The organism is Comamonas humi (assembly GCF_054782535.1).
Window position 1 is genome coordinate 104,312 of record NZ_BAAGSH010000018.1, and the last position, 21,153, is coordinate 125,464.

22 protein-coding genes are annotated in these 21,153 nt (G+C 69.3%); 13 read left to right on the forward strand and 9 right to left on the reverse strand.

All coding sequences use genetic code 11. The features are described 5' to 3' along the window. Positions 1 to 49: 49 nt before the first annotated feature. The 7 genes from ACYVKR_RS18570 to ACYVKR_RS18600 all read right to left on the reverse strand — a co-directional run bounded on the left by ACYVKR_RS18570 (position 50) and on the right by ACYVKR_RS18600 (position 8,096). Positions 50 to 1,681 (reverse strand): enterochelin esterase domain-containing protein, encoded by a 1,632-nt coding sequence (locus ACYVKR_RS18570; protein WP_460482439.1) that lies wholly within the window; start codon positions 1,679 to 1,681, stop codon positions 50 to 52. Further along, positions 1,681 to 3,798, reverse strand: a complete 2,118-nt coding sequence (locus tag ACYVKR_RS18575) for a TonB-dependent receptor (RefSeq protein ID WP_460482440.1) — start codon at positions 3,796 to 3,798, stop codon at positions 1,681 to 1,683. Before ACYVKR_RS18575 ends, ACYVKR_RS18570 begins: the two co-directional genes overlap by 1 nt. Next, the gene (locus tag ACYVKR_RS18580; RefSeq protein ID WP_460482441.1) at positions 3,791 to 5,407 is read right to left on the reverse strand and encodes a PepSY-associated TM helix domain-containing protein; all 1,617 of its coding nucleotides are present in this window, start codon (positions 5,405 to 5,407) and stop codon (positions 3,791 to 3,793) included. The genes ACYVKR_RS18575 and ACYVKR_RS18580 overlap by 8 nt, the downstream gene beginning before the upstream one ends. Continuing rightward, the gene (locus ACYVKR_RS18585; protein ID WP_460482442.1) at positions 5,404 to 5,715 is read right to left on the reverse strand and encodes a hypothetical protein; all 312 of its coding nucleotides are present in this window, start codon (positions 5,713 to 5,715) and stop codon (positions 5,404 to 5,406) included. Before ACYVKR_RS18585 ends, ACYVKR_RS18580 begins: the two co-directional genes overlap by 4 nt. Continuing rightward, positions 5,702 to 5,974, reverse strand: a complete 273-nt coding sequence (locus tag ACYVKR_RS18590; RefSeq protein ID WP_460482443.1) for a hypothetical protein — start codon at positions 5,972 to 5,974, stop codon at positions 5,702 to 5,704. Before ACYVKR_RS18590 ends, ACYVKR_RS18585 begins: the two co-directional genes overlap by 14 nt. Positions 5,975 to 6,153: 179 nt before the next feature. Further along, positions 6,154 to 6,903 carry a nucleotidyltransferase family protein gene (locus ACYVKR_RS18595; RefSeq protein ID WP_460482444.1) on the reverse strand — a complete coding sequence of 250 codons (750 nt, stop codon included), beginning with the start codon at positions 6,901 to 6,903 and terminating at the stop codon, positions 6,154 to 6,156. Positions 6,904 to 6,971: 68 nt separating this feature from the next. Continuing rightward, the gene (locus tag ACYVKR_RS18600) at positions 6,972 to 8,096 is read right to left on the reverse strand and encodes a sterol desaturase family protein (RefSeq protein ID WP_460482445.1); all 1,125 of its coding nucleotides are present in this window, start codon (positions 8,094 to 8,096) and stop codon (positions 6,972 to 6,974) included. A gap of 269 nt (positions 8,097 to 8,365) precedes the next feature. Between ACYVKR_RS18600 and ACYVKR_RS18605 the strand changes: the two genes are divergently transcribed. Both ACYVKR_RS18605 and ACYVKR_RS18610 read left to right on the forward strand, forming a co-directional pair. Continuing rightward, positions 8,366 to 8,827, forward strand: a complete 462-nt coding sequence (locus tag ACYVKR_RS18605; protein ID WP_460482446.1) for an Lrp/AsnC family transcriptional regulator — start codon at positions 8,366 to 8,368, stop codon at positions 8,825 to 8,827. A 70-nt stretch (positions 8,828 to 8,897) separates the two neighbouring features. Continuing rightward, positions 8,898 to 9,254, forward strand: coding sequence for a VOC family protein (locus tag ACYVKR_RS18610; RefSeq protein WP_460482447.1), 357 nt, complete (start codon positions 8,898 to 8,900; stop codon positions 9,252 to 9,254). Here ACYVKR_RS18610 and ACYVKR_RS18615 read toward each other — a convergent pair. After that, positions 9,251 to 10,153: a LysR substrate-binding domain-containing protein gene (locus tag ACYVKR_RS18615; protein WP_460482448.1), complete on the reverse strand. Its 903-nt coding sequence runs from the start codon at positions 10,151 to 10,153 to the stop codon at positions 9,251 to 9,253. The genes ACYVKR_RS18610 and ACYVKR_RS18615 overlap by 4 nt on opposite strands. Positions 10,154 to 10,228: 75 nt before the next feature. Here ACYVKR_RS18615 and ACYVKR_RS18620 point away from each other — a divergent pair, with 75 nt between their 5' ends. From ACYVKR_RS18620 to ACYVKR_RS18670, 11 genes are all read left to right on the forward strand, one after another. Further along, the gene (locus tag ACYVKR_RS18620; RefSeq protein ID WP_460482449.1) at positions 10,229 to 11,398 is read left to right on the forward strand and encodes an MFS transporter; all 1,170 of its coding nucleotides are present in this window, start codon (positions 10,229 to 10,231) and stop codon (positions 11,396 to 11,398) included. A gap of 18 nt (positions 11,399 to 11,416) precedes the next feature. Further along, positions 11,417 to 12,223, forward strand: a complete 807-nt coding sequence (gene dkgB, locus ACYVKR_RS18625) for a 2,5-didehydrogluconate reductase DkgB (RefSeq protein WP_460482450.1) — start codon at positions 11,417 to 11,419, stop codon at positions 12,221 to 12,223. 154 nt (positions 12,224 to 12,377) lie between these two features. Beyond that, positions 12,378 to 12,737: a MoaF-related domain-containing protein gene (locus ACYVKR_RS18630; RefSeq protein WP_460482451.1), complete on the forward strand. Its 360-nt coding sequence runs from the start codon at positions 12,378 to 12,380 to the stop codon at positions 12,735 to 12,737. A 540-nt stretch (positions 12,738 to 13,277) separates the two neighbouring features. Continuing rightward, complete coding sequence (locus ACYVKR_RS18635) at positions 13,278 to 14,285, forward strand: thiamine pyrophosphate-dependent dehydrogenase E1 component subunit alpha (RefSeq protein WP_187737502.1); 1,008 nt, start codon at positions 13,278 to 13,280, stop codon at positions 14,283 to 14,285. A 26-nt stretch (positions 14,286 to 14,311) separates the two neighbouring features. After that, positions 14,312 to 15,349, forward strand: coding sequence for an alpha-ketoacid dehydrogenase subunit beta (locus tag ACYVKR_RS18640; RefSeq protein ID WP_460482452.1), 1,038 nt, complete (start codon positions 14,312 to 14,314; stop codon positions 15,347 to 15,349). After that, complete coding sequence (locus ACYVKR_RS18645) at positions 15,346 to 15,591, forward strand: lipoyl domain-containing protein (protein ID WP_283488632.1); 246 nt, start codon at positions 15,346 to 15,348, stop codon at positions 15,589 to 15,591. Before ACYVKR_RS18640 ends, ACYVKR_RS18645 begins: the two co-directional genes overlap by 4 nt. After that, positions 15,588 to 16,310, forward strand: coding sequence for a dihydrolipoamide acetyltransferase family protein (locus tag ACYVKR_RS18650; protein ID WP_460482453.1), 723 nt, complete (start codon positions 15,588 to 15,590; stop codon positions 16,308 to 16,310). The genes ACYVKR_RS18645 and ACYVKR_RS18650 overlap by 4 nt, the downstream gene beginning before the upstream one ends. Positions 16,311 to 16,318: 8 nt before the next feature. Further along, positions 16,319 to 17,029 carry a lipoate--protein ligase family protein gene (locus ACYVKR_RS18655; protein ID WP_460482454.1) on the forward strand — a complete coding sequence of 237 codons (711 nt, stop codon included), beginning with the start codon at positions 16,319 to 16,321 and terminating at the stop codon, positions 17,027 to 17,029. Positions 17,030 to 17,101: 72 nt separating this feature from the next. Continuing rightward, positions 17,102 to 17,683: a gluconate 2-dehydrogenase subunit 3 family protein gene (locus ACYVKR_RS18660; protein ID WP_460482455.1), complete on the forward strand. Its 582-nt coding sequence runs from the start codon at positions 17,102 to 17,104 to the stop codon at positions 17,681 to 17,683. A 32-nt stretch (positions 17,684 to 17,715) separates the two neighbouring features. Next, a complete protein-coding gene (locus ACYVKR_RS18665) occupies positions 17,716 to 19,296 on the forward strand; it encodes a GMC family oxidoreductase (RefSeq protein ID WP_460482456.1) in 1,581 nt (526 codons plus the stop codon). A gap of 13 nt (positions 19,297 to 19,309) precedes the next feature. Beyond that, on the forward strand, positions 19,310 to 20,161 hold the full coding sequence (locus tag ACYVKR_RS18670; protein WP_460482457.1) for an alpha/beta fold hydrolase: 852 nt from the start codon (positions 19,310 to 19,312) through the stop codon (positions 20,159 to 20,161). On the opposite strand, the gene ACYVKR_RS18675 is transcribed toward ACYVKR_RS18670, so the two are convergent. After that, the gene (locus ACYVKR_RS18675; protein ID WP_460482458.1) at positions 20,103 to 21,122 is read right to left on the reverse strand and encodes a diacylglycerol kinase family protein; all 1,020 of its coding nucleotides are present in this window, start codon (positions 21,120 to 21,122) and stop codon (positions 20,103 to 20,105) included. The genes ACYVKR_RS18670 and ACYVKR_RS18675 overlap by 59 nt on opposite strands. Between the last annotated feature and the right edge of the window lie 31 nt (positions 21,123 to 21,153).

Consider the following 21,153-nt stretch of genomic DNA (forward strand, 5'->3'; position numbering starts at 1 on the left):
GTAGCGGATGCGCCGGGCTCCGGCGCGTCTTCCGGCACACATCGCAGGCTCAGTCTTTCAGACCGTCGCATGCCGGCAGCCCCTGCGCAAAGCGCTCAGGCTTGAGCAGGGCCACCAGGCCGCAGCCCAGCGCGCCCTGCCAGTGCAGGTAGTCGTGGCCGGTGGCGTGCTCGCGCTGGGTCACGGCGTAGCCCTTGGCGCGCAGCACGTCGCCCAGGTGGCGGCTGGTTTCGAGGATGCCGTCCTGCCCGCCGCGCGCACCTTCGTAGCGGCCGGCAGCGAGGTAGAAGCGCACCGGGCGCAGAGGCTCCTGGGCGTAGCGGCGCATCATCCAGCCCGGCAGCTCGCCGGGCGGCGCCCACCAGTACGAGCCCGACAGGCTCAGCACCCGGCCGAACCACTGCGGCAGCACAAGGCCGGCATAGGCCGACGCCAGGCCGCCGTAGCTCGATCCCGCTATTACCGTGGCCTCGGGCGCCTGCGCCAGGCCCTGGGTGCGCACCCAGGGCATCAGCTCCTCGTCGAGAAAGCGGGCGAACTGCGGGTTGGGCGGCAGCTCGGCGGCGCGCGCCTCGGGGCTGGGGTTGGCCACCAGCACCACGGCGGTGGGCGGGATCAGGCCGTCGGCCATGAGGTTGTCGACGATGCGCGGCGTGGGCACGTCCTGCCGGTAGGCATGGGCGTCGAACAGCACCAGCAGCGCCTGCGGCTCGGCCTGCGCCGGGCGGTAGAGCCACACGGGGCGCTGGTTGCCCAGGATACGGCTGGCCACCACATGGCGCGTGAGCCGGCCCTCGGCCACGCCGGGGCGCGGCGCGATCCAGGGCTGGGGCGGGGCCTGCGGCAGCTCGAGCACCGAGAAGCCCTGGAAGGCGTCGAGCCCGGTGTCGGCCTGGGCCGGAAAGACGCGCGGGTTCAGCGGGTCGCGCTGCGCGGTGGCGAGGATCATGCGGCGCTGGTCCTGCGCCGTGCCCTGCACTTGCGGCACGTCGGGCGCGAGGCGGTAGGACAGGCGCGCGCTGGCGGGCATGCGGAAGCTCGCCCACCACACATCGCTGGCGCCCAGGCGCTGCAGCGGGTCGTGGTTGCCCGAAGGGCTGCCGAACAGGCGCACGCTCTGCGTGCCGGGCTGGCCGCGCCACAGGAAGGTGACCAGCGACTCGCGCCCGGACTGGGGCCCGGGCAGCGGCTCGACCAGCGGCGTGCCCTGGGTGGCGCGCTCCTGCCAGAAGGCCTCGGTGCTGCCGCCGGCGGCCAGCGTTTGCGCCAGGGCCTGCAGGCGTGGACTGCCCGGGCGCGGTGCCTCTGCCGCCGGGCCGGCCGACAGCGCCAGCGCGCGGCGCAGGTGCAGCGAGTAGGCGCCGCCCTGCGGACCCGCCCGCACCTGCAGCTGCTGGGCGGCCTGCACCTGCCAGGTGAAGCCCTGCGGGCTGTTGTCCGCGCCGGCGAGCCGGCGCAGGTGGCGGCCGTCGGCGTCGAGCAGGTCCAGCACGGCGCCGGGGCCGTCGAAGTCGCCTTGCACGACCTGGCCGGCTGGCACCTGCACAGGCCAGCGCTGGGTTTGCGCGGGCGCCAGCGTGCCTTGCCGGGCCGCGCCCGCGGCGATGCCTGGCTCGGCCGCCGCGGCCCCCGCAAGGGGCCAGGCCAGCGCGGCGCAGGCCAGAAGGGAGCGGCCGCGCATCAGAACGCGAACGTGGCGGCCAGGCGGAAGGTGCGCGGCGCGGACGGCATGGCGTAGCCGTCGCCGAACATGCCCGACCAGTAGTTGCGGCCGGTCAGGTTCTCGATGTAGGCGTTGATCGTGACCGGGGTCTGGCCCATGCGCGTCTGGTACCTGGCGCTGGCGTCGAAGCGGTGCGAGCTGGGCAGCTTCAGCGTGTTGGCCGAATCCACCCACTGGCTGCCGGTGTAGACCACGCGGCCGCCCACCGTCAGGTTCTGGATGGGCGTGGCCCAGTCCAGGCCCAGGTTGGCCGTCCAGCCGGGCACGCCCCAACTGTCCTTGCCGGTGTTGCGCTGCTGGGCCTGGGTGTAGGCCGCGCCGCCGAGCAGGTCGAGCGTGGGGGCGATCTTGCCGAAGGCGATCCACTCGGCGCCGCGCAGGCGCTGCTTGCCGCCCTCATACATCGTCTTGCCATCGGCCGAGGTGATCAGCGTGGGCCGGTCGATCTGGAACAGGCTCACGGTGTGCGTGAGCGCGCCCTGGCGGTGCTTCAGGCCCACTTCCAGCTGCTTGGTGCGGTAGGGCGCGAAGGACTCGCCGGTGTTGGTGTAGCCCACGGGCACGACCTGGCCGGGCGACAGGCCCTCCATGTAGTTGGCGTACAGCGAGGTGTTCTCGCCCCAGGGCTTGACCACCAGGCCGGCCGACGGCGACAGGCGCGACTCGTCGTAGCCGTTGATCTGCTTGACGCTCTGCAGCCGCGCGCCCAGCGTGAAGATCAGGCGGCCATCGAGCATGTCCAGCGTGTCGACCACGGCCAGCGAGCGCAGGTCGGTGTCCACGTTGAACTGGGCTGGTGTGGGCGCGGCCGGGAAGGGCGGCGTGACCGGGTCGTAAATGTTCTGGTTCCAGCCCTCGGCGGCGCGGTTGGACGTGCCTTCCTTGTGGTTGAGCACCGAGGCCGTGATGTTCAGCGTGTGCTTGACGGCGCCGGTGGTGAAGCTGCCGCGCAGGCCGGCCTCGGCCACGCGGTCGCGCATGACGGTGTCCACGTTGTAGACATAGCCCTTGGCCGAGCCGTCGGCGCCGGTGACGATCATGCGGGTGCCGAACATCAGCCCGTAGCCGTGGCTGTTGACCGCGCCGGCGGCGGCATAGGCTGTCCAGTCGGGCGCCAGCCGCACCTCGCCGCGCACCATGAGGCCGTCGTCGTCGTAGGTGCCATGGGTGCCGCGGAAGGCGTTGATGTCGGCATCTGGCACCGGCACCAGCCGGCCGATGCCGACCACGTTGCCGCGCCGCGTGGCCAGGCCGTACATGGCCTGGCTGCCGTTGCGGATCTTTTCCTGGCTGCTGTAGGCATCGACGGTGACGTTCCAGTCGTCGCCCTGGTAATCGAGCGCCAGCGCGCCCAGGCGCCGGCCCTTGTCCTGGCCGGAGACGCCGGTCTCGCCGCTGCCGTAGGCGCCGTTGACGCGCAGGCCCAGCCGCCCCTCGTCGCCGAAGCGCCGGCCCACGTCGGCATGGGCCTGGAAGTACGAATCCGACGAATACGAGGTGGTGAGCTGGGTGATGGGCTGGGCCGTGGCGCGCTTGGGCACCAGGTTGACCGTGCCGCCCAGGTTGCTGTCGGGCGCCATGCCGCCGAGCATGCTGCTGGGGCCGCGCAGCACTTCGACGCGCTCGAGCATCTCGGTGGGGATGTGGCCCTTGGGTGCCATGCCGTAGAGGCCACCGTAGGCCACGCTGGGGCCATTCACGTCCAGGCCGCGGATGCGGAAATGCTCGAGCATATGGCCGCTGTTGGTGGTGTAGCGCACCGAGGGGTCGCCCTGCAGCACATCGGCCAGCGTGCGGGCCTGCTGGTCCTGGATGGCCTGCTGCGTATAGGCGGTGACGCTGACCGGCGCGTCCATCACGTCGGTGTTGCCCAGCACGCCCAGGCGGGCGCCTTGCGCCGCCTTGCCGCCGGGCGCGGCCTGGGGCAGGGCCTCGGGGTCGTGCCGGCCGGTGACGGAGACCTCGGGCATGGTGGCGGCCGGGACGGCCTGGGCGGCTGCCTGCAGCGACAGGCAGGCAAGGGCGGAGGCGCACGCGAGCGGCAGCGCGCGCAGGGCAAAGCGGGATTCAGTCATGGTGAGACACAGGGGTGGAAAAAGCGGTGGGGTGCACCGATGGAGTCGGGCTGGTCGGCCCGGGGCGAAGGGTGCTGCGCCGAGTGCGCCAGGCCATCCAGGCCAGCAGCGCGGCGCCCGCGGCCGACAGGCCATCGACGAAGAGCAGGCCCCGGGTGTAGGGCTTGTCCAGCAACTCGGCGCCCGGCCACAGGCCGGCGAGCAGCGGCGCGGCCAGGCTGGTGAGCGGGATCAGCGCGGTGGCCAGCGCGGCCGCGGCCAGCAGGCCCACGGCCGCACCGGGGGCGCCGCGGCGGAAGGCATAGGCGATGCAGGCCACGAAAACGGCGTAGTACGTGCCCTGCAGCACCCACTCGGGGCTGAGCGCGCTGCCGGCCAGCCAGCGGGCGGCCACCAGCGCGGCCGGCAGGCCGGCGACGCAGCCCAGGCATACGCCCAGGTTCAAGGCCGCGATGAAGCGCACGTGGCGGGGCTGCTCCACGCCAGGCTGGCCACGCAGGCGCTTGCTGCGGCTTTCAATCCACAGCACGTTGCCGGTGTAGAACAGCAGCGCGCCCATCACGCCCAGCACGGCGTAGAGCACGCGCACCGGCTCGCCGCCATAGCTGCCGAAGTGCAGCGCGAAGAAGCTGACCACCAGCCGCGCCAGCGTCGAGCCCTGGCCGGGCGCCATGCCGTTCTGCACCGTGGCGCCGTTGGTCGGGTCTAGCACGAGGTAGCCCGCGCGCGGGCTGCGCTTGAAATGCACGTCGTCGGTGCCGGCGACGAAGACGCTGGCCTTGGGCGTGCCCAGGCCCCGATAGTCGAGCGCCGTGGCCGCAAAGCCTGGCGCGCTGCCGGCCGCATCGACCGCGAGCTGCGACGGCGGACGCCAGGTGCTGCGGTCCAGCGTCACCGGCGTGCGCGGCACCTGGGCCTGGGCCTCGATGGCGCGCACGCCCCGCGGGTAGACCCAGCTGCCCTGGGCGTCGTAGATCCAGTCGTGCAGGCAGAACACCGCGGCCGACAGCGCCATCACCACGTGGAAGGGCAGGCTGGCCACGCCCAGCAGGTTGTGCAGGTCGAGCCACAGCCGCTTGACGTTGCGCCCGAAGCGCACGACGAACAGGTCCTTGACCAGCGAGGGCAGCAGCACGATCACGCCGGAGACCAGCGCCAGCGCATAGAGCATGGACACGATACCGATCACCGGCTCGGACGACTCCAGCGGCACCGGCAGCCCGCCCTTGCGGTGCACGTAGTCGACGAAGCGGCCCGCCTCGCCGGCGGGCGCGGGCAGCGGGCGGAGCTGGCCCTGGGCGTCCAGTTCCACCAGCTGGGGCGTCTCGCCGCGCTTGCCCCAGCGCATGTAGGGCGCGGCATTGCTCTCGGACGCCAGCACCAGCGTGGCGCGATCGACCTTGGGGTGGGCCTCGAAGAAGGCCGTGGCCAGCGCGTCGGCATTCTGGCTGGCGCCGGCGCGCGCGGGCTCGGCGCGGGCCCAGTGCGTGATCTCGGGCGAGAACATCGACAGCGCGCCCGCATAGAACGCGATGAACAGCAGCATGCCGGCGAGGATGCCGGTCCAGGTATGGACCGACAGGTAGTTGCGCACGGTGGATGCCTTCATGCCTGCACCGCCTTCAGCAACCCGTAGGCCAGGGCGTTGGCCGCGAGCAGCGCAATCCAGCAGGCGCGCTTGCTGGGGGCCATGAAGGCGAGCGCGGTGCAACTGGCCCACAGCAGCGGCACGGCCCACATCGCGACCTGGTAGGTGGAGATGTCCTGCGCCGCGTTGGCCGCGTAGTACAGCGCGCCGCTGAGCCAGATCGCCAGCGGAAAGCCCAGCAGGCCACCGACGATGCCGTGGTGCAGCAGGTCCAGCGGCGGCGTGGCTTTGCGAGCCGGCTGGCGTGCGTGGGATTCAGCGGCGGCCATCGGAGGCCTCCCGGCGCTGGCGCCAGCCCACCAGGGTGGCGATCAGAGGAATGGCGGCCATCAGGCCGACGGTGGCCATGGCCACGGCTTCGGGCCCGGCCTGCGGGCGCAAGAGCAGGAAGATGGCCAGGCCGATCAGCAGCAGGGCCAGGCACCAGCCTCGGGGGCCGGTGATGCGGCTGGCGGCGCGTTCGGTGGCCAGCACGGCGACAAGGCTGGCCAGTGTGAGGGCCAGCGCCGCGGCAAGTGAAAGCAGCATGGATGCGAAAGCGCCGCTGCAGGAGGGCGCCTAGGGAATGATGTAAAGATATGATGATAATCTAAATGAGAATAGTTTCTATTCAAAATGAAAGATGACAGAACGAACAAAAAAAAGGCATCGCTGGCGATGCCTGTCAGAAGTTCGGGCAATGCCTGCCGCCAGCGGCGGCGCAGCGCTCAGGCGATGCTGGCCAGGCGCTCGGGCGTGCCCACGTCGGTCCAGGGGCCGTCGTAGCGAGTGGCGCTGCAGCGGCCCGCGGCCATCGCGGCCCGCAACTGCTGCACCAGCGGCATCTTGGCGCCTTGCGGGTTGCCGGGCGGGATGTCGCAGTAGGGCGGCAGGAACAATTCCTTTTTCAGCAGCGCGACGCAGCCATAGGTCAGGCGTGGGCGCTCATCGCCGGGCGACGGGTTGGTGGCGCGGCCGTCGGCCTCGAGGATGAAGTCGCCGCGCGGGTGGTGCGGCGCATTGGGCACCAGCCACAGATGGGCCAGGTCATGGGACGCGGCGAAGCGCGCGCGCCGGGCTTCGTCGAAGGCAAAGCCGGGCATGAATACGTCACCCGACACCAGCCAGAAGCTGTCGTCCAGCCAGGGCAGGGCGCGGCTGATGCCGCCGGTGGTCTCGATGCCGCCGCCGAAGTCCAGGTCTTCGCGCGAGTAGCGGATCTGCACGGCCGCATCCGCGAGCTGCGCGGCGGCGGGCGCCTCGGGCCATTGGGCCGCCACCTGCGCGCCCAGCCAGCCGGTGTTGATGACCAGGCGGCGCACGCCGCCCTGGGCCAGCGCTTCGAGGGACCATTGCATCAGCGGCTTGCCGCGCACCGGCAGCAGTGGCTTGGGCGTGTGGTCGGTCAGCGGGCGCATGCGCTCGCCGCGGCCGGCGGCCAGCACCATGGCCTGGGCACGAAAATCGGGTGTGCTCATCGGGATTTGTATGAAATTGGCCTACAGCGCTTATGCAGCAAGCGCTGGCTGCTATCGAAAACAGAGTTTCAGCCCTTCCAGGTGAACGGGAACTTGAGCTGCTTGAAGAAGCCATCGGGCACATAGTCGCCCAGCACGCCGTAGTCCTGCGGCCAGGGCTTGTCGCTCTTCACCGCGGTGCCGAACAGGTAGTCGAGGAAGGCGTAGTGCGCGGCGTAGTTCTTGTCCAGCGCCTCCTGGTCCTGGCTGTGGTGCCAGTGGTGGAAGTTGGGCGTGACGATCACATAGCGCAGCGGCCCCAGCCGCACGCTCACGTTGGCGTGGTTGAACACCGCCTGGAAGCCGACGATGATGATGTAGGCATCGATCACTTCCTTCGAGAAGCCCAGCACGTAGATCGGCGCGAGCACCAGGGTGCGGGTGATGAGCAGCTCCAGGATGTGCTGGCGCGAGCCGGCCAGCCAGTCCATGCTCTTGACGCTGTGGTGCACCGCGTGGATGCGCCACAAGAGCGGCACCTCGTGGTAGGCGCGGTGCGTCCAGTACTGCACCAGGTCGGCCACCAGGATGATGAGGAACAGCGCGATCCAGAAGTTGAGGCCTGCCACCCAGCCACGGATGCCGTCGTGCGCGGCCCAGCCGAAGAACTTGTGCACCATCAGGTTGGTGGCCAGCAGGATGAAGCCGACCACCATGTGGTTGACCAGGAAGTGCTGGAAGTCGGTCTGCCACTCGGGGCGGAACACCGGCTGGTCCTTGCGCAGCGCGAACAGCTTCTCGATGAAGATGAAGATCAGCGACGAGCCCAGCAGGTCGAGGATGAACCAGTCCAGCCCGATATAGGGCGTGTGGTCGGGGAAGTCGCCCACCGGCACCTTGTGGCCGCCCAGCAGCAGCGACAGCGCCACCAGCCCGAAGGCCCAGGCGGCGATCCAGCGCACCCGGCCCAGCACGATCAGGCCCAGGCTGACGCCGCCCGAGACCACCATGCACCAGAACAGCAGCTGCCGCAAGGCATCGACGCTGTAGGACTTGCGCAGCTCGGGCGTCGTCAGGTACTGCGGGAAGTGGAAGGCCAGCACGCCCAGCAGGCACAGCGCGGCCAGGATGAGCGCGGCCACGCCCAGCACCATGCCCTTGCCCGGCTGCAGCGCGCCGTGGCTTTCGGAGAGTCGATTCAATCGTTTGAACATCGCACAGGTCCTGTAAAACAGGGCGAACTATGCCACGGCTGCAGCCGCTTCGGGCCGTCCAATGCAACAACTCCCGGGCAGCGGTAACCGCCAGGGAGCTGGGCATGCGAGGGATTGTCGGTAAACAGGCTCTGCGAGAAAGCGGCTTCGGTAAAAGTGTTTCGATGGAGAAAGTATGCGTGCATAGCGCCGGGAGGATTTTTTGTTTTATCTGATAATTGGTGGTAATTTGGAAAAATATTCTGCTGATTTGAGAATGGTAAAAAATCATGCTGCTTGATCGTCTGGATCGGAAAATTCTTGCGGTGCTGCAGGCCAACAGCCGCGCCAGCCTGCAGGACATAGGCCACGCCGTGGGCCTGAGCCCGTCGCCGTGCTGGGGCCGCATCAAGAAACTGGAGGAGGCCGGCGTGATCGAGGGCTACACCGTGCGCCTGAACCCGCAGGCGCTGGGCCTGGGCGACACGGTGCTGGTGCAGGTCACGCTCGACAGCCACTCCGACAACACGCTGGAGAAGTTTGGCGAGGTGCTGGCCACCATCCCCGAGGTGGTCGAGGCGCACCTGGTCTCGGGCGAATACGACTACCTGCTGCGCGTGGTGGTGAAGGACACGCGCGACTACGAGCGCCTGCTGCGCGAGCAGCTCTACAAGATCAAGGGCATACGCCACAGCCAGTCGAGCTTCGTGCTGCGCACCTTGAAGAAGGCGGACCTGCCGCTGGGCGTGTGAGGCGCCGCGTCCGACAGCCGCTGGCGCCGGCCGGTGGCATCATGGCCAGCACAGCGCAACGGAGGACCACATGGGCACCCAGGGCCGTGATCGGCAGATCGACAACATCGAGTTCCAGGTGGCGGACATCGCCCGCAGCAAGGCCTTCTATGGCCAGGTGTTCGGCTGGACCTTCACCGACTATGGGCCGAGCTACACCGAGTTCAGCGACGGCCGGCTCACCGGCGGGTTCACCACCGGCGGCGAGGTGCGGCCCGGCGGCCCGCTGGTGATCCTCTATGCCGACGACCTGGCCGCGGCGCAGCGCCGCGTGGAGGCGGCCGGCGCGCACATCAGCCGCGCGGCGTTCGCGTTTCCGGGCGGGCGGCGCTTCCACTTCATCGACCCCGACGGCTACGAGCTGGCCGTCTGGTCGGCCGACGCCTAGTCCTGGAAGGCCCGCTGGCCGAGCACCTCGACCACATGGTCTACAAAGCAGGTGATGCGCGCCGCCAGCGCGGTGTTGCGGTAGTAGACCGCGTTGATCGACTGGCGCACGTCCAGCGTCTGGCCGGGGAACAGCTGCACCAGCTGGCCGCTGCGGCGGTCCTCGCGCGTCATGAAGTCCGACAGGCAGACCAGCCCCAAGCCCGCCAGCGCCATGTGCCGCAGCGTCTCGCCGCTCGAGGAGGCGATCGTCGGCTGGATGCGCAGGGTGTTGCCAGCCGCATCGCGCAGCGGCCACTCGTTCAGCGACTCGGGCTGGGTGAAGCCCAGCAGCGCATGGCGGGCGAGCTGGCCCGGATGGGCGGGCTTGCCGTGGCGCTTCAGGTAGGCGGGGCTGGCGAGCACGCGCACGCGGCTGACACCGATGGGCCGCGCATGGAGCGTGGAGTCCTTCAGCACGCCGATGCGGAAGGCTACGTCGGTGCGCTTCTCGATCAGATCGATGATGCCCTCATTTGAATTCAGCTCCAGCTCCACCTCGGGGTAGCGCTCGCGAAAGCCCTCGACCAGCGGCACCAGCACATGCAGCATGAAGGGCGTGGCGGCATCGACGCGCAGCCGGCCGGCCGGCCGCAGCCGCCTTGCCGCCATTTGCTCCTCGGCCGCGTCGACCGAGGCCAAGATGGCGCGGGCCTGCTGCAGGAAGGCCGCGCCTTCCTCGGTCAGCTCCAGCCGCCTTGTGGTGCGCCGCAGCAGCGTGGTCTGCAGCTTTTCCTCCAGCCGGCCCAGCGTGCGGCTGGTGGCCGAAACCGTCAGCCCGAGCAGCTCCGAGGCCGCGGTGATCGAGCCGGTATCCACCACGGCCACCAGGGCCTGCAGTTCGTCGAGCGTGGTCTTCATTGTTGAATTGAAATCAAGAGTATTTGTTTGATATGGGGCTTAATCTGCAAATATTAACCGGGCACACTGCAGGCCATGAAATCCTCTGCTGCATTGTTCGCCCTCGCCATCGGGGCATTCGCCATCGGCACTACCGAGTTCACCCCCATGGGCCTGCTGCCCGTGATCGCCGACGGCGTGGGGGTCAGCATCCCCACGGCCGGCATGCTGGTCTCGGCCTATGCCATCGGCGTGATGGCCAGCGCGCCGGTCATGACCCTGCTGTTCAGCCGCTTCGGCAAGCGCGCGGCGCTGATGGCACTGATGGTGCTGTTCACCGTGGGCAACCTGCTGTCGGCGTTCGCGCCCAGCTACACCACGCTGCTGCTGTCGCGCCTGATCACCAGCCTCAACCACGGCGCCTTCTTCGGCATAGGCGCCGTGGTGGCGGCCAGCGTGGTGCCCAAGGACAAGCAGGCCAGCGCCATCGCCATGATGTTCATGGGCCTGACCATCGCCAACATCGGCGGCGTGCCGGCCGCGACCTGGATAGGCCAGCAGGTGGGCTGGCGCGTAGCCTTCGGCGGCACGGCCGTGCTGGGCCTGGTCACCATCGCCGCGCTGTGGCTGGCCCTGCCCCAGGGCGAACCCGGCACGCGCCCCGACGTGCGCCGCGAGCTGAAGGTGCTGACCCGCCCCGAAGTCCTGCTGGCCATGGGCACGACGGTGATGGGCGCGGGCGCCATGTTCACGCTCTACACCTATGTCGCCCCCGTGCTGGCCGACCTCACCCACGCCAGCCCCGGCTTCGTGGCCTTTGCGCTGGTGCTGATCGGCATCGGCTTCACGCTGGGCAACAGCATAGGCGGCAAGCTGGCCGACTGGTCGCTCGATGGTGCCACCAAGCTCATCCTCGCGGCGCTGGCCGTGGTCATGGCCGTGCTGCCGCTGCTGATGAGCACCCATGTGGGCGCGGCCATCGGCCTCGTGGCCTGGGGCGCCGCGGCCTTCGGCATCGTGCCGCCGGTGCAGATGCGCGTCATGCAGGCGGCCTCGCAAGCTCCGGGCCTGGCCTCGTCGGTCAACGTGGGCGCCTTCAACCTGGGCAATGCCGTGGGCGCGGCCCTGGGCGGCGCCGTGATCGGGCAGGGCCTGGGCTATGCGGCCGTGCCGCTGGCCGGAGCAGCCCTGGCCGCCGGTGGCCTGGGGCTGGTCTGGCTGGGCAATACCCGCCGCCGTCCTGTTTCGATTTCTTCTTCCATCTAAATCCCCTAGGAGTTTTCCATGAGCAATATCCCAACCTTTGGCGTCGGTACCTTCCGTTTGAATGGCCAAGTCGTGATCGACTCGGTGCGCAACGCCCTGGACGTGGGCTACCGCGCTGTCGACACGGCGCAGATCTACAGCAACGAGGCCGAAGTCGGCCAGGCGATTGCAGAAAGCGGCGTGGCGCGCGAAGCGCTTTTCGTGACCACCAAGATCTGGACCGACAACTACGCCAGAACCAAGCTGGTGCCCAGCCTGCGTGACAGCCTGAAGAAGCTGCGCACCGACTACGTGGACCTGACGCTGATCCACTGGCCGGCCCCTGGCAATGGCGTGGAACTGCCCGAGTTCATGGAAGCGCTGGCCGAGGCCAAGGCCCAGGGCCTGACGCGCCAGATCGGCATCTCCAACTTCAACATCGAGCTGACCCGCCAGGCCATCGCCGCCGTGGGCCAGGGCGAGATCGCCACCAACCAGATCGAACTCAGCCCCTACCTGCAAGGCAGCAAGCTGACCGCCTTCCTCATGGAGCAGGGCATCCAGGTGACCTCCTACATGACCCTGGCCTACGGCAAGGTGCTCAAGGACCCGGTGCTGGCCCGGATCGCCGGCAAGCACCAGGCCACGGTGGCGCAGGTGGCGCTGGCCTGGGCGCTGCAGCTGGGCTATGCGGTGATCCCGTCCTCGACCAGGCGCGAGAACCTGGCCAGCAACCTGCTGGCCCGCGACCTCAAGCTGGACGCCGAGGACATGGCCCTGATCGCCACGCTGGAGCGCAATGGCCGCGAAGTCAGCCCCGAGGGCCTGGCCCCGGTGTGGGATTGAGGAGCGCTTGCAATGACTGCTCTGGCGCGCGCTTGACCGAAGGCAGCTTCGCCGAGCACGTGCTGCCTGTTTTTCACTTCCCGTCGACCCGAGCGGCCACGCCGGGCGGGCGGCGCGGTCCGTTCCCCGTTCCCCGTTCCTGCAGCGATCCACCATGAATTCCACACACACTTCCCGTCCGCCGTTTGCGGGCCGCGGCTTCCGTGTCGATTACGACGGCCTGTCCGCGCACAACATCTACTCCGAAGACGGCGACACCATCCAGTACGCCATCGTCTCCGGCCCCTACGCGGGCGCCAGCGGCCAGGCGCGCTGCCAGTGGCAGCAGATCGGCGAGGGTGTCTATGCGATCTCGTGGCAGGAGGCCGACGGCGCCACGGTGGTGCATGTCGACGACTTCGCCCGGGGCCGTTCGCAGGCCTTCTTCACGGCGGCCGACCTGAGCTTTCACCGCATGCAGGGGCCGCTGACGGCCATGGATGCGGCAGAGGCGGGCACGACCAAGGTCGTTTGACCTGCCGCTGCGGCAAGGGCCTGTCTTTCAAAAAAGAGAGCTTTTAGCGCTTATCTGCATTGGTTTGTGAATGGGAAATATATTGAGAGTAAATGCAGATGAGCGCTAGATGCTATTGTTTTTGATTTTCCATGCGCATGGCTTTGCCAAACATATGCGCCAATCCGCTGGGCGCCTGGGGGCTCGTGAACGGCCAGCCCACGCCCGCGGCCAAGTCCTGATCGCCGGCGCTGTCTCACTGGCCTGAGACAGCTGTCACATCTTCCGCAGCCCGATGCGACACCTGTCGCATCGGGCTGTCGCATTTGTCGCATGCGCCCGGGGTGAGACCACCCCGTCTCGCGGGCTGCCAGGGCAGGGCAGGGCCGAAATCCGGGCTGGCATGCCGGAATTTCCTGGGATTTACCCGTACTTGTTGGTGATGGCACAGCGGTTGGCACACCGCTTGCGCTGAAGGGTGCGTGGACGCGATGGCGTGCATGCAGGGCCCGGCCGGTGCAACCGGCGGGCCGCAACCCAACGACAGACGGAGACATCACCATGAATCCAAGCACCGAGCGCAAGCTGTGGATGTACGAGAAGATGATCGAGATCCGGGAATACGAAGAGACCATGGCCCGGGTCTACATGGAAGGCAAGCTGCCGCCGCATATCCAGAAGGGCCTGGCCTTCGACATCGGTTCCGGCCCCGTGCCGGGCGAGATGCACCTGGCGGCCGGGCAGGAGCCCGTGGCGGTGGGCGTATGCGCCCATCTGCATGACGACGACACCGTGGTTGGCTCGCACCGCCCGCACCACTTTGCGATCGCCAAGGGCGTGCCGCTCAATCCCATGACGGCCGAGATGTTCGGCAAGGACACGGGCCTGGGCCGCGGCAAGGGCGGGCACATGCACCTGTTCGATCCGGCGCACAAGTTCAGCTGCAGCGGCATCATCGGCGCCAGCATGCCGCCGGCCTGCGGCGCGGCGCTGGCCGCCAAGAAGCGCGGCAAGGACTGGGTGGCCGTGGCCTTCTTCGGCGAGGGCGCGACCAACCAGGGCGCCTTCCACGAATCGATGAACCTCGCGGCGCTGTGGAAGCTGCCCGTGCTCTTCGTCTGCGAGGACAACAAGTACGCAATCTCGGTGGAAAAGAGCGAGTCCACCTCAGTGGCCTGGAATGCCGACCGCGCCGCCGCCTACGGCATGCCCGGCGTGCTGGTGGACCAGAACGATGCGCTCGCGGTCTACGAGGCCGCCGGCGTGGCCATCGCTCGCGCCCGCCGCGGCGAAGGGCCGACGCTGATCGAGGTCAAGACCGACCGCTATCTGGGCCACTTCCAGGGCGACCCCGAGACCTACCGCCCCAAGGGCGAGGCGGCCGAGCTGCGCAAGAACGACCCGATCCCGCGCCTGGCCGAGCACCTGCGCCGCGCCGGCCTGCTCGACGACGCGGCCGACCAGGCGCTGCGCCAGCGTGTCAACGCGCGCATCGCCGAGGCCTACGAGTACGGTCGCAGCAGCCCGTACCCCAAGCCCGAGGACGCGCTGCTGCACGTCTTCTGCTAACGCCCCACGAACTTCGGAGACCCAGCATGACAACCCGCAAATTGACCATGGCCCAGGCCGTGTCGGAGGCCATCGGCCAGGAAATCGAGCGCGATCCCAATGTCTTCGTGATGGGCGAGGACATCGGCAAGTACGGCGGCATCTTCGGCGCCACCGGCGGCCTGCTGGCCAAGCACGGCAAGGACCGCATCATGGACACGCCGATCTCGGAGACCGCCTTCATCGGCACCGCCATCGGCGCGGCGGCCGAGGGCATGCGCCCCATCGCCGAGATCATGTTCGTCGACTTCTTCGGCGTGTGCATGGACATGATCTACAACCACATGGCCAAGAACATCTACATGGCCGGCGGCAACATCAAGATGCCCATGGTGCTGATGGCGGGCATCGGCGGCGGCTACAACGATGCGGCCCAGCACTCGCAGTGCCTGTACGGCACCTTTGCCCACATGCCGGGCATGAAGGTGGTGGTGCCGTCCAACGCCTATGACGCCAAGGGCCTGATGACCCAGGCCATCCGCGACGACAACCCGGTGGTGTTCCTGTTCCACAAGGGCATCATGGGCCTGCCGTGGATGTCGTACTTCGAGGGCAGCACCAACGAGGTGCCCGAGGAGCAGTACACCATCCCCTTCGGCCAGGCCAAGGTCGTGCGCGAGGGTGCCGACGTGACCATCGTCACGCTGAGCCAGATGGTGCAGAAGACCGTGCTGGCCGCGCAGCAGCTCGCCGATGCGGGCATAGACGCCGAGGTGATCGACCTGCGCACCATCGTGCCGCTGGACCGCGAGGCGGTGCTCAAGTCGGTGCGCAAGACCGGCCGCCTGCTGGTGGCCGACGAGGACTACCTGAGCTTCGGCCTGTCGGGCGAGATCGCCGCGCTGGTGGCCGAGAACCTCGACAACGTGCGCCTCAAGGCCCCGGTCCGGCGCCTGGCCGTGCCCGACGTGCCCATCCCCTTCAGCCGCCCGCTGGAGCAGTTCGTCATTCCCCAGGTCGACGCCATCGTTGCCGCCGCGCAGCAGCTCGTCGCCGCACCGCAACTCGAAGGAGCCTACGCATGAGCACCGACATCATTCTTCCGCAAGACGCCTGGCAGGACGTGGAGCCCGGCACCGAGGCCCTGGTCGAGGACTGGCTGGTGCAGGTGGGCGACAGCGTCAAGGCCGGCCAGCCGCTGGCCAGCGTGGTCGTGGTCAAGTCCAGCCACGAGGTGCTGGCGCCCGCCGATGGCGTGGTCGAGTCCATCCTCGTGCCGGCCGAAGGCACCTTCAAGCCCGGCCAGAGCCTGGGCACGCTGGCATGAGCACCGCCGCCGCCACTGTTGCTGCTGAAGCCGGCGTTGCCAACGCCAGCGCCCCGGGCATCCCGCTCAAGGGTCTGCGCGGCGCCATCGCGCGCAACATGGCCGTGGGTTGGCAGGCGCCGCGCGTGGCCATGGGCGTCGATGTCGATGTCTCGGCCTGCCAGGCCTGGCTGCGGGCCCACCCGATGGCGGAGGGCGGGGCCAAGCCCACCATCACCGCTTGCGTGCTGCGCGCCACCGCGCTGGCGCTGGCCGGGCACCCGCGCATGAACGCGCTGCTCAAGGACAACGTCATCGAGTGCCAGGGCGCCGTGAACCTGGGCCTGGCCGTGGCGCTGGACGAGGGGCTGATGGTGCCGGTGATCCGCGATGCCGAGACCAAGCCAGTGGCGCAGCTCGCGCAGGAAACGCGCGAGCTGGCGGCCGGCGCCCGCACCGGCAAGCTGTCGCCCAAGGCCTACCAGGGCGCGACCTTCACGGTTACCAACCTGGGCATGACCGGCATCGACTGGTTCACCCCGGTGCTGAACGCGCCGCAAGTAGGGATCCTGGGTGTGAGCAGCGTGCGCGAACGCGCCGTGGTTCGGGACGGAAAGCTGGGCATCGCCGCGATGACGACGCTGACCCTGGTGTTCGACCACCGGGCCATCGACGGCTACCCGGCAGCGCAGTTCCTGCAGGCCGTCAAGGCCCACCTCGAAGCCCCCGATTCGCTGTAAGGCCGGCCATGTCCACGATCCCCTCTCTGACACCACCCGAGGCCGTGCGCGAGCAGCTGTGGAACGAGCAGCAGCTTGCCCAGCCGGTGGCCGTGCCCGGCTTTCGCCTCTGGCGCTACCAGGAGCCGGCCATCGTGCTCGGCTGTTCGCAGCGCCGGCTGCTGGCGCAGGCCCGTGGTTCCGTGCCGGTGCTGCTGCGCCAGTCCGGCGGCGGCGCGGTGCTGACCGGGCCGTGGATGCTGGGCCTGTCGGCGGCGCTGCCGACCGATCACCCGTTGGCCCGCCAGGGCCTGGTCGCCAGCTACCGCTGGCTGGGCGAGGCCATCGCCGGGGTGTTGCAGCAGGGCGGCGTGGAGGCACAGGCCCTGGCCCCCGAGGCGCTGCGCGCCATGAGCGCTGCGCAGCGCACGGCGGTGGACTGGGCCTGCTTTGGCGGCCTGTCGCCCTGGGAGGTGCTGGCCGGCGGCCGCAAGATCGCTGGCCTGGCGCAGGTGCGCCGCGCCCACGGCGTGCTGCTGGTCGGCGGGCTCCTGCTGCAGCCTTCGCCGTGGCGGCTGATGGGCGAGGCCCTGGGCTGCGATGCATCCGATGTGCAAGCCCTGGCCGCCGCCACCGTCAGCGCCGGCGAGCTGGCCGCGGCCTTCGATGGCCAGGCCTGCGCCGAGCGGCTGGAGCGGGCGCTGCAGGCCGCCCTGGAACAGGAGGCCTGCCCCATGTGAGCCGATGAACGACCTTTGCGACCCCGGGATTCCGATCCACACACCAACCCATAAAGCGATGGAGACACGACGATGAAAAACCTCAACGACCAACCGGCACCCGGCGCCATGCGCGTGCTGGACAAGCAGCCCGCGCTGCAGCGCCGCAGCTTCCTGCGCGGCGGCGGCCTCGGGGCCATCGGCATCACGGTCATTCCCGCGGCCAGCCTCGCGGCCGCCAAGGACGTGGCCGCCCAGCAGAGCTTCCGCCACCTGGGCGCGGCCACCGGCAAGACCCTGGTGCGCATGGCGCGCGACATCTACCCGCACGACAAGCTGGCCGACAAGTTCTATGTCGAGGCCGTGGCGCCATACGACACGGCGGCGGCCAAGGACAAGACCGAGAAGCAGCTGCTGACCGACGGCGTGAAGGACCTGGACCGCCGCGCCAAGGAGCGCTACGGCATGCCCTATGCCGCGGTGAAGACCGAGGAAGAGCGCGTGGCCCTGCTCAAGGACATCGAGGCCACGCCGTTCTTCAAGAAGATCCAGGGCGGCCTAGTCACCGGCCTCTACAACAACAAGAAGCTGTGGCCGCTGTTCGGCTACGAGGGCTCGTCCTGGCAGAAGGGCGGCTACGTGAACCGCGGCTTCGACGACATCGACTGGCTGTGACAGCCCGGGCATCAGCGAAGGAGACATCCATCATGGCAGACCAAACCAAATTTTCCCTGAATGACGACAGCGTCGTCGTGATCGTCGGCTCGGGCGCGGGCGGCGGCACGCTGGCCAACGAGCTGGCGCAGCGCGGCGTCAAGTGCGTGGTGCTGGAGGCCGGCAAGCACTACACCCAGAACGACTTCGAGAACGACGAGTGGGCGATGTTCAACAAGATCTCGTGGCTGGACAAGCGCATCTCGGCCGGGGGCTGGCACCACACCCAGACCTACCCGAACCTGCCGGCCTGGATCGTCAAGGGCGTGGGCGGCTCCACGGTGCACTGGTCGGGCGTGGCGCTGCGCTTCCAGGAGCACGACTTCCACACCAGGACGACCTACGGCGCCATCGAGGGCGCGAACGTGCTCGACTGGCCGATCACGCTGGCCGAGCTGGAGCCGTACTACGACCTGGCCGAGAAGAAGATGGGCGTGAGCGGCAGCAAGGCCAGCGGCCTGCCGCCCATGCCGCCCAACAACCACTACAAGGTGATCGAGGCCGGCGCCCGCAAGGTGGGCTACAAGAACATCGTGCGCCCGGCGGCGTCGAACAGCGAGGTCTACGACGGCCGTCCCGCCTGCCAGCAGATCGGCTTCTGCATGCAGGGCTGCAAGATCGGCGCCAAGTGGTCCACGCTGTACACCGAGGTGCCGCGCGCCCAGGCCACGGGCAATGTCGAGCTGCGGCCCGAATCGATGGTGCTGCAGATCCAGCACGACAAGGAAGGCCGCGCCAACGGCGTGCTCTATGTGGACGGCAAGGGCCGCCGCCAGCTGCAGAAGGCCCGCGTGGTCTGCGTGGCGGGCAACTCCATCGAGTCGCCGCGGCTGCTGCTGAACTCGGCCTCCAGCCTGTTCACCAATGGCCTGGCCAACTCCTCGGGCCAGGTGGGCAAGAACTACATGAACCACGCCACGGCGGCGGCGGTGTCCATCCACAAGAAGCCGGTCTACATGTACCGCGGCTTCGACATCGCGGCCGTGGTGGCCGACGAGGTGCCGCTCGACACCAAGCGCGGCTTCGTCGGCGGCTACTACCTCGAGGGCCTGGCCATCCACCTGCCATACACGGCGGCCTTCATGAAGCCTGGCGGCTGGGGGCGCGACTTTGCCTCGGCCATGGAGGCCTACGACCACATGAGCTGCGTCTGGGTCTGCGGCGAAGACCTCGCGCGCGAGCAGAACTCGATCACGCTGCACCCCACCGAGAAGGACCAGTACGGCCTGCCCGTGCCCATCGTGACCAAGACCTACCACGCCAACGACGACAAGATCACCGCCCACGGCCTGGTGCAGTGGCGCAAGCTGTCCGAGGCGGTGGGCGCGACCCGCGTGATCGACATGCCGGCCTATCCGGCCAGCCACAACATGGGTACCAACCGCATGAGCGCCAAGGCCAGCGACGGCGTGGTCAACAAGTGGGGCCAGGCGCACGACGTGAAGAACCTCTTCATCTCGGACGGCAGCCAGTTCACTTCCAGCGCCGCGGCCAACCCCACGCTGACCATCGTGGCGCTGGCGATCCGCCAGGCGGAGTACATCGCCGGGGCCATGCAGCGGCGCGAGCTGTGAAGGGAGGCAGGACATGAAGCTGTCCTGCCGCAGCTACCCGGGTGGCGACGCCGGCTGCGCGCCGCTGGTGCTGCTGCATGGCCTGTTCGGCAGCGCCGCGCAGTGGCACCATATCGCGGCGCCGCTGTCGGCCCGCGCGCGCGTGCTGGCGGTGGACCTGCGCAACCATGGCCTGTCGCCGCATGCCGATGCCATGGACTACGAGGCCATGGCCGAGGACCTGCGCGAGCTGCTCGACGCCCAGGGCATCGCCCAGGCCCGCATCGTGGGCCACAGCATGGGCGGCAAGGTGGCCATGGCTTTCGCGCTGCGGCACCCCGAACGCACCGAAGCGTTGGCCGTGCTCGACATCGCGCCGGTCGCCTACCACGACCATTTCTCGGCCCTGGTCTGCGCCGCGCTGCGGCTGGACCTGGCCGCCGCCCGTTCGCGACAGGACGCCGACCGCCAGCTCGAACGCTTCGTGCCCTCGGCCCGGCTGCGGGCCATGCTGCTGCAGAACCTGGCCTGGCGCAACGGGCGGCTGGCCTGGCGCATCCACTGGCTGGGCATAGGCGGCTCGCTGCCGCAGCTGCTGGGCTTTCCGGCCGCGCTGCAGCGCGCGTCCAGCGCCGTTGATGCACTGTTCGTGCGCGGCGAGGCCTCGGACTATGTGCTGCCGCGCCACGAGGACGCGATCCACGCGCTGTTCCCGCGGGCGCGGATCGAAGACCTCGCGGACGCCGGCCACTGGTTGCACGCCGACCAGCCCGCCGCGCTGCTGCAACTGCTGGCCGAATGGCTGGAAAGGCCGGCCGCGGCCCCGTTCAGCCCAGTGGCAACCGGTTGGCCAGGGCGGCCTGCCGCAGCACCGCTTCGACCATGATGCTGCGCGGGCCCAGGCCGTCCAGCGTCACCGTCAGCGGCGCATGGGCGGCGATCTCGATGCTGCGCTCGCCGTCGAGCGCCAGCGTGCCCCGCGTGGCCGATATGGCCACCGGCACGCCGGGCTGCAGGCGGGCCAGGCGGCCCACGCCCACCTCGGCCACCATGCCCGGCATCAGCGGCGCCTGCACGGCGCAGGGCGCCCCGGCGGCCATGCGCAGGTGCAGGCCATGGGCGCAGTCGCGGCCGGTGGGCTCCAGCAGCGCGGCGATGGACGCCAGGCCGATGACGCCGGGCTCGCAGAAGCTCACGAACAGCTCCTGCAGGTCCTGGGCGCAGTCCACCGCGCCGGCGCCGGTGGCGTCCTGGCGCGAGACGGCGACATCCACCAGCGCCAGCTCGTCGATGCCCTGGCCGCGCACCCGCAGCCGCTTGTTGCGGCGGATGCCAATGTCCTCGCCCACCCGGCCCGTGGCCACCAGCGCGGCGGCCATGCCGGCCAGCGTGGCATCGAAGCGCTCGGGAAAGGCGTTGTTGGTGCCGGTCGAGAGCGTGGCCAGCGGCACCTCGCCGCAGCCCCGGGCCACCGCGCGGTGCGTGCCGTCGCCGCCCAGCACGGCGATGGCGCGCACGCCGCGTTCTGCCATCAGCGCCGCGGCGCGGGTGCTGTCCTGGGCGCTGTCGGTCAGCGCCAGCTCCAGCAGCCGTACCTCGGGCATCACGGGCTGGCGCAGCCGTGCCTGCTGTGCGCGGGACTGCACCTCGCGCGCCAGGCCCGAGGTGTCGGGCATCAGCCAGGCCTCGGTGATGCCCAGCGCGCCCGCGGAGGACAGCAGGCGCAGCATGGCGTTGATCTTCTCGGCCATCGAAAAGGTGCTGCCCCAGGAGAACAGCCGCCGCAGGTCGCGGCCCGACGAGGGGTTGGCAATGACGCCGATGGAGAGGGGGTGTGCGAGGGTCATGCAGCCAGCCATGCAAGAAAGAGGCCAACCC